The sequence below is a fragment of the Gracilibacillus sp. YIM 98692 genome, assembly GCF_010993965.1.
Classification (GTDB): Bacteria; Bacillota; Bacilli; order Bacillales; family Amphibacillaceae; genus Gracilibacillus.
Genome location: NZ_WIXM01000058.1, coordinates 1 through 7,053 on the forward strand (window position 1 = coordinate 1; position 7,053 = coordinate 7,053).

Genomic DNA, 7,053 nt, shown 5'->3' on the forward strand with positions numbered 1-7,053 from the left:
TAGGAATCATCTTCTCAATGTAGCATAGTCTTTTTTTTAAAATGTCCTTTACAAAGGGTACACTTTACTCATGCCTAGCCTTCATGCTTACTCATATTCTTTTTCGATATTTTTGGTACTTCTTACGGTATCAATATGCCGGACCATGTCTTCAATTTGATCTCTTTTATCTTCTAAAAATGGTGGAAGTGATAGTTTCTCACCTAGCGTCTCATAAGGTTCATCTCCCATGAACCCTGGTCCATCTGTAGCTAGCTCAAACAATATTTGTGGCGCCACTCGGGCATATAACGATTTAAAGAAAAATCGATCAACATACCCTGAGGTTTGGAATCCAAAGCGACGATAATGTGCATCCCATTCATGCAATGTTTTCTCATCATCTATTCGAAATGCTGCATGATGAACAGTTCCATAACCTTGTTGCGCCATTGGGAGCACTTTATTTTCTTCGACAATCACTTGTGCACCATTTCCACCTTCTCCGACTTCAAATAAATGCATGGAGCCGTCTTTATCGATTTCTTGAAACATTAATACTTTCTCCATGACCTGTTTAAAGTATTTAAAATCCTGAATTCGGACAAACAACGGCCCTAACCCAGTAATCGCATATTCCAATGGTATAGGGCCATCTTGCCAAGGGGCTCCGGCTTCCACACCTTGATTATGCTCATCTGAAATCAGTTGATAATTTTGATCATCAAAATCAACAAAAGATAACGTTTTTTTGCCAAATTGCTCTCTAATCTCTGTATGCTTTACGCCTAATCTGTTGAATCTTTTTTCCCAATATTCTAATGCTTCATCACTCGGGACACGAAAGGACGTTTTATAAATTTCATTTGTTCCATGAGAACCTTTTGGAATACCAGGAAAATCGAAAAAGGTCATATCAGTACCGGGACTCCCTTTATCATCAGCAAAAAACAAATGATAAGTCTGTATATCATCTTGATTGACGGTCTTTTTAACTAATCGCATTCCTAATACATACGTAAAAAATTCATAATTCTTTTCTGCACTGCTCGTGATTGCTGTCACGTGGTGCATTCCTTTTAGTCCATTCATTTTTTCATCTCCTAACAAGGAAATATTTATTTTGAATTCGAGATAAATATATCATAATAGACGATACTCAGTCAATGAAACCAGTTAGTGGCTCTAAACCTTTATAGTAAAAAAAGATGATGATACCTCTTATCATCACCTTTTACCCTTAAATTATTTCCACCAATCATCAAAAATAGAGACAGGCTCTTCTCTTTTATGTCTCGTTTTCTTGTACCAATTTTCTATCGTTTGTGCCTCTTCTTCCGATACTTGCTTTCCTTCTAAGTAATCATCAATAGCTTCATATGTGACGCCCAAGGCTGCTTCATCCGGAAGCTGGGGTTTATCACTTTCCAAGTCTGCCGTTGGTGCCTTTTGATATAAATGCTCTGGACATCCTAACATTTTTAAAATCGACTTTCCTTGGCGCTTATTTAAACGGTATAATGGTAAAATATCAGCAGCTCCATCACCGTATTTCGTAAAAAAGCCTGTTACCGCTTCTGCTGCATGATCTGTGCCGACTACAACACCATCACAAGCTGCCGCAATATCGTATTGTACCTTCATTCTTTCTCTAGCCTTTGTATTACCTTTCACAAACTCATTGATTTCACCAATCTCTGACTCTACAGACGCTTCACTTGCATCAACCGCTGGCTTAATGTTTACACGGACTCTTCGGCTAGGTTTGATAAAATCTAGTGCTACTTGGCAGTCCTCTTCATCCGATTGTTCTCCATATGGCAAACGAACTGCAATAAATTGATAGTGATCAGAACCTGTCTCCTCGTTTAATTCATTAACTGCTGTTTGGCAAATATACCCTGTTAATGTAGAATCTTGCCCTCCTGAAATCCCTAATACTAACGTTTTTAAAAAAGAATGCTTTTTTAAATATGCTTTAACAAAATCCACACTCTTTCTAAACTCTTCCTTCGGATCAATTTCTGGATTAACCTTTAAGGTTTCTATAATTTCTTGTTGCAGTGGATGCATCATTTTAACTCCTTTCTATGACAGCTTGTTTACCTTTTTCTTTACTTTCGCCTTAATTTCTTTGATACGGTCCATTTTATTCTGCCAGCATTCCTCGCTCAAATCTACAGGATACTCTTCTGGATTCATCGTTCTCTTGTATTCTTCCCATAATAACGATAAATTGTCTTGAGCAAAGGCTTGAACTTCCTCTAGGCTAGGTGTATCATATTGAATCACGCCATCTTTCACTATTTCCACTTGTAACTCTTCAGCTGTGAAATTTGTCACAAATTTACTTAGATACGTATGAACAGGATGGAACATTTTCAAAGGTTCTTCCGACTGAGGATCTTCATGCGCTAACGCTATATAATCTCCCTCTGAACGATTGTTTTCATTATTAATGATACGGAAAACTCTCTTGCTCCCTGGAGTGGTCACCTTTTCCGGATTTGCTGATATTTTAATGGTATCTACCATTTTACCCTCTTCATTTTCTATCGCTACAAGCTTATAAACACCACCTAACGCCGGCTGGTCATAAGCAGTTATTAATTTTGTTCCAATACCGTAAACGTCAATTTTCGCACCTTGTGCCTGTAAGTTCAAAATTGTATATTCATCTAAATCATTCGATGCAATGATCTTTGTATCGGTAAAACCAGCTTCATCTAACATTTTTCGAGCTTCTTTTGAAAGATAAGCCATATCCCCGCTATCTAATCGAATTCCATTAAAGTTTATTTGATCGCCAAATTCTTTTGCCACTCGAATCGCATTCGGAACACCCGATTTCAAAGTGTTATAGGTGTCTACCAAAAATACACATTCTTTATGAGTACTCGCATATTTTCGAAATGCTTCATATTCATCACGATATGCTTGAACCATTGCGTGAGCGTGTGTCCCAGCTACTGGTATACCGAATAATTTACCTGCCCGAACATTACTCGTAGCAACAAAGCCCCCAATATAAGCAGCTCTTGTTCCCCAAACCGCAGCATCCATCTCATGTGCCCGCCTCGTACCAAATTCCATCACTGTCCCGTTTCCAACAACTTGTTTAATACGTGCAGCCTTTGTTGCAATTAAGGTTTGATAATTCACCATATTTAATACTGGTGTCTCAATGAGCTGTGCTTCCGCTAACGGTGCTTCTACACGAATCAAGGGCTCATTAGCGAAGACTAACTCCCCTTCTTTCATTGAACGAATCGTACCAGTGAATCGCATATTTTTTAAATACTGGATAAAATCTTCATCATATCCTTCTATTTCTCTTAAGTATGCTAAGTCACTTTCCGTAAACCCAAAATTCTCAATAAACTGTAAAACACGTTCTAAACCAGCAAAAACGGCATACCCGTTATCAAAAGGCATCATACGAAAGTAAAGTTCAAAAACAGCCTTTTGCTGGTCAATACCGTCTCGCCAATACGTCTCTACCATATTCACCTGATAAAGGTCTGTATGTAGCATCACACTATCATCCATATATTCCATCTTTATTTCCTCCAAATTTTCTCACTTCTGCCCCTAAGACTTGTTTGAAATGGTCAAGCGCCCATTCATGCCCGGGTTGATTAAACGAAGCTACCGCATCTTGATAGACCACCAAATCAAACCCTTTATTATAGGCATCTACCGCTGTATGAAGAACACAAATATCTGTACAAACACCAACTAAATGCAACTCTTTAATATCTCTTTCTCTCAATTTTAATTCTAAATCCGTACCTGCGAAGGCAGAATACCTTGTTTTATCCATATAATGCACATGTTTTTCATTTTCATACTTTTGATAAGTATCCTCCAAACACCCATATAACTTCCTGCCATCTGAATCACGAAGATTATGCGGCGGAAAAAGCTTCGTCTCCGGATGATATGGATCCCCTTCTTCATGAACATCTACTGTAAAAAATGTGTCATGACCATCTTTAATAAATGCTTTGGTAATATTATCGATAGTCGTTTCAACCTCTCGTCCAGGCTCACCACAGGTAAGCGCTCCATTCTCCGCGACAAAATCATTCGTATAATCAATATGAATTAAAGCACGTTTACTCATTCACATCCCCCTATTAAAATCAATCCGATGTAACTAGCATCTTAATTTCATATTATAACAAATTTTTTTACGATTTTCTGAAATTTCTATTCAAAAGGACAAAGAAGAAAATACTCATGCTATAATGATGGAAAATTCCTACAGGAGGGGTCTAATGCAAAAGAAGGTTGTGATTGCTGGAGGAACCGGGTTCATTGGAACTTATTTGAAAGAAAAATTTCAAGACAAAGGTTATGAAGTGTTTATTATTTCACGAAAAGAAGCAAGCATAAAGTGGGAGGATAAACAAGCGATCATAAATGCCTTAGAGAGTGCTGAAATGGTTATCAATCTAGCTGGTAAATCTGTCAACTGCCGTTACCATAAAAAGAATAAGCAAGAAATACTTCGATCCAGAATCAATACAACCAATTGGTTAGGAGAAGCCATAGAAGAATGCAACAACCCGCCTGCTTTATGGATTAATTCAAGTACGGCAACGATTTACCGACATGCAGAAGATCGTCCAATGACTGAATCAAACGGCGAAATCGGAACAGGATTCTCTGTCGACGTGGCTAAAAACTGGGAAAAAGCCTTTTTTGCTTTTGATTTGCCCCACACTAGACAAATTGCACTTCGAACCGCTATCGTACTTGGGCCTAATGGCGGTGTCATGACCCCTTACAAAAATTTAGTGAAGTATAGCCTAGGAGGCATTCAAGGTACTGGGAAACAGATGTTTAGTTGGATTCACGTGGAAGATTTATGGAAAATCACCCAATTTCTTTATCAAAGAGATGATTTAGAAGGAGTATTCAATGCCGCAGCACCAAATCCTATACAGAATAAGCAGTTCATGCAAAAGATTAGAAAGCAGATGAATCGCAACTTGGGATTACCAGCTCCACGTTTTTTATTAGAATTAGGTGCAATTGTCATCCGCACTGAAACAGAGCTCGTTCTAAAAAGCAGATGGGTTCTTCCCGAGAGGTTGGAACAAGAAGGATATTTTTTCACCTTTCCAACAATAGAAACAACATTACAAGATATTTTATAAATATGGTATATCGTTGTTCCTATTCTAGGAAAAACGTCATAAAAAAGATTTACACACCATACATTATTCATGTATACTATAAGTAGAATATGGAGGGAGTGTGAGCTTAAGCTCACACTCATGTGGCATTACAAAGATCGTCGCTTGGCAGAGCGATGATCTTTTTTTGTTAACCGACGATTAATTAAAGCAGTTGTTAAATTAATTACCGCAACTACTACACGAGTAACTAACATCACTATTGTAAATACCACTTCCATATTCAACCACCCCCTTTCTAGAGAGGGTTGTCCATAGTATAACACACAAACGAACAAATGTTCTATATGTTTTTATAAAAAAAGACCAGAAACTATGGGTCTTTTTCTGATCTCTTATAAATATTTACAGATTATTAATAAATAATCGTAAAACATCTGTTCCCGCAATAAGGGTTCCTAATGAGCTGCCCAAATTCGCAAATACAATAATAAGTAAGATACGCGTCACTTTATTGTGCCAAAAACCCTTTACAGTAAACACATCCTCCGATAAAGTTTCAAAGTCTGAAACATGTGGCCGTTTGACATATGCTTGTACAAATCCGGCAAACCATCCTGCAGCCATTAGTGGATTTAATGATGTAATTGGGGCAGCAACAAGTGCCGTTAAAATCGCTAATGGATGCCCTAACGCTAATGCCACACCAAGGGCGGAAAATCCGCCATTCCATATTAACCAACTGGTAACTTGCTGCCAGCCTGCAACAGGATTCATGACAAATGTATAGGCAATCAGCGCAATAATCAGAATCGGTATAGCCCATCCGATAATTTTAGGTGTATTTGATTTTGGAGGCAGCTTCGTTAATGCTTTTAGATCATGATCCTTTTTCATTTCTTTTGTAATACCTGGAACATGCGCAGCGCCTAAGACAGCCACTATCTTTTTGCCTGGTGCATTTTTAATCTTTTGAGCTAAGTACTGGTCTCTTTCATCAATTAAGGGTTTTTTTAAACGAGGAAATGTCTCAGTAAATTCGTTTAACACACTGTCAATCGAGTCTTGATTTTTCATTTTTTCTAATTCTTCTTCTGTAATTGATTCTTTTGAAAAGACTCCTCCAAGAACTTGTGTGAGTAACATCATTTTTCCTTTTAGACCAATTCCTCTCCAAATACGTGAAAAGGTAATTTGAATATTGCGATCTGCTAGCACTAATTCAGCCCCTGCCTCTTCCGCTGATTCAATCCCTTGAATCATTTCCTGGCCAGGCTTGATATCAAATTGCTTCGCCATCCTTTTCTGGAAAGAGGAAATAGCAAGATTCATCAACAACAATGTCGCTTTCTTTTCCTTAATTACTTGGAATATATCCATGTCTTTCCATTTGCTGCCCTTCATGACAGACTCATAACGTTGCTTATCCAACTCTACACAGACAGAATCAGGTTGTTCTTGTTCAATTACTTTTTTTACTTCTTCAGCACTATGCTTGGAAACATGCGCCGTACCAATTAATATGTATTCTTTACCATCTTGCTCTATTCTCGTGATATTTTGATTCTCCTCAGCCATCAGCTTACCCTTCCTTTACGAACAAACTTACCTACAAGTATATAGCATTTCTCTCCAAAATCATACCTGCATCTGTTTTATCCATAAAACTATTTTTTAACGCTAAACTCTTTTCACACCTCTGTTGTTTTATGACACAGTAGAACAAAACTGCGCAATACTGTAGAGTGAGAGTTTAAATGACGCTTCGGAAATATACTTCGCTTTCCGCGGGCAACGCTTCAGCTTCCTCGGAAGCAAAATACACTTCCTGGGGGAAGAGCAGCTTCCGAAGACCCCACAGCGATGGAGTGACCCCCATTTATTGGACACTTTTTACGCTACTTGTTCAAACTGAGCTCGATATTTGATC

General features: G+C 38.1%; 7 protein-coding genes. 1 reads left to right on the plus strand and 6 read right to left on the minus strand.

All coding sequences use genetic code 11. The features are described from left to right. Positions 1–87: 87 nt before the first annotated feature. The 4 genes from GHD00_RS20570 to GHD00_RS20585 form a co-directional block, all read right to left on the minus strand. Positions 88–1,071 (minus strand): ring-cleaving dioxygenase, encoded by a 984-nt coding sequence (locus GHD00_RS20570; protein ID WP_163540060.1) that lies wholly within the window; start codon positions 1,069–1,071, stop codon positions 88–90. Positions 1,072–1,224: 153 nt separating this feature from the next. After that, entirely contained in the window at positions 1,225–2,052 is an 828-nt protein-coding gene (gene nadE / locus GHD00_RS20575) for an ammonia-dependent NAD(+) synthetase (RefSeq protein WP_163540061.1), read from the minus strand. A 15-nt stretch (positions 2,053–2,067) separates the two neighbouring features. Next, the gene (locus GHD00_RS20580; RefSeq protein WP_163540062.1) at positions 2,068–3,537 is read right to left on the minus strand and encodes a nicotinate phosphoribosyltransferase; all 1,470 of its coding nucleotides are present in this window, start codon (positions 3,535–3,537) and stop codon (positions 2,068–2,070) included. After that, positions 3,521–4,105: a cysteine hydrolase family protein gene (locus GHD00_RS20585; protein WP_163540063.1), complete on the minus strand. Its 585-nt coding sequence runs from the start codon at positions 4,103–4,105 to the stop codon at positions 3,521–3,523. Before GHD00_RS20585 ends, GHD00_RS20580 begins: the two co-directional genes overlap by 17 nt. A 154-nt stretch (positions 4,106–4,259) precedes the next feature. On the opposite strand from GHD00_RS20585, the gene GHD00_RS20590 reads away from it, so the two are divergent. Then, positions 4,260–5,144: a TIGR01777 family oxidoreductase gene (locus tag GHD00_RS20590; RefSeq protein ID WP_163540064.1), complete on the plus strand. Its 885-nt coding sequence runs from the start codon at positions 4,260–4,262 to the stop codon at positions 5,142–5,144. 128 nt (positions 5,145–5,272) lie between these two features. On the opposite strand, the gene GHD00_RS21330 is transcribed toward GHD00_RS20590, so the two are convergent. Next, positions 5,273–5,398 (minus strand): hypothetical protein, encoded by a 126-nt coding sequence (locus GHD00_RS21330; RefSeq protein WP_276208298.1) that lies wholly within the window; start codon positions 5,396–5,398, stop codon positions 5,273–5,275. 130 nt (positions 5,399–5,528) lie between these two features. Then, entirely contained in the window at positions 5,529–6,701 is a 1,173-nt protein-coding gene (locus GHD00_RS20595) for a TraB/GumN family protein (RefSeq protein WP_163540065.1), read from the minus strand. Positions 6,702–7,053 lie beyond the last annotated feature (352 nt).

What these genes read in the sequence shown, in the direction of transcription:
- GHD00_RS20590 (WP_163540064.1), top strand. Translation starts at nt 4,260, where the DNA reads ATGCAAAAGAAGGTTGTGATTGCTGGAGGAACCGGGTTCATTGGAACT.
- GHD00_RS20570 (WP_163540060.1), bottom strand. Translation starts at nt 1,071, where the DNA reads ATGAATGGACTAAAAGGAATGCACCACGTGACAGCAATCACGAGCAGT.
- GHD00_RS20585 (WP_163540063.1), bottom strand. Translation starts at nt 4,105, where the DNA reads ATGAGTAAACGTGCTTTAATTCATATTGATTATACGAATGATTTTGTC.
- GHD00_RS20595 (WP_163540065.1), bottom strand. Translation starts at nt 6,701, where the DNA reads ATGGCTGAGGAGAATCAAAATATCACGAGAATAGAGCAAGATGGTAAA.
- GHD00_RS20580 (WP_163540062.1), bottom strand. Translation starts at nt 3,537, where the DNA reads ATGGAATATATGGATGATAGTGTGATGCTACATACAGACCTTTATCAG.
- nadE (WP_163540061.1), bottom strand. Translation starts at nt 2,052, where the DNA reads ATGCATCCACTGCAACAAGAAATTATAGAAACCTTAAAGGTTAATCCA.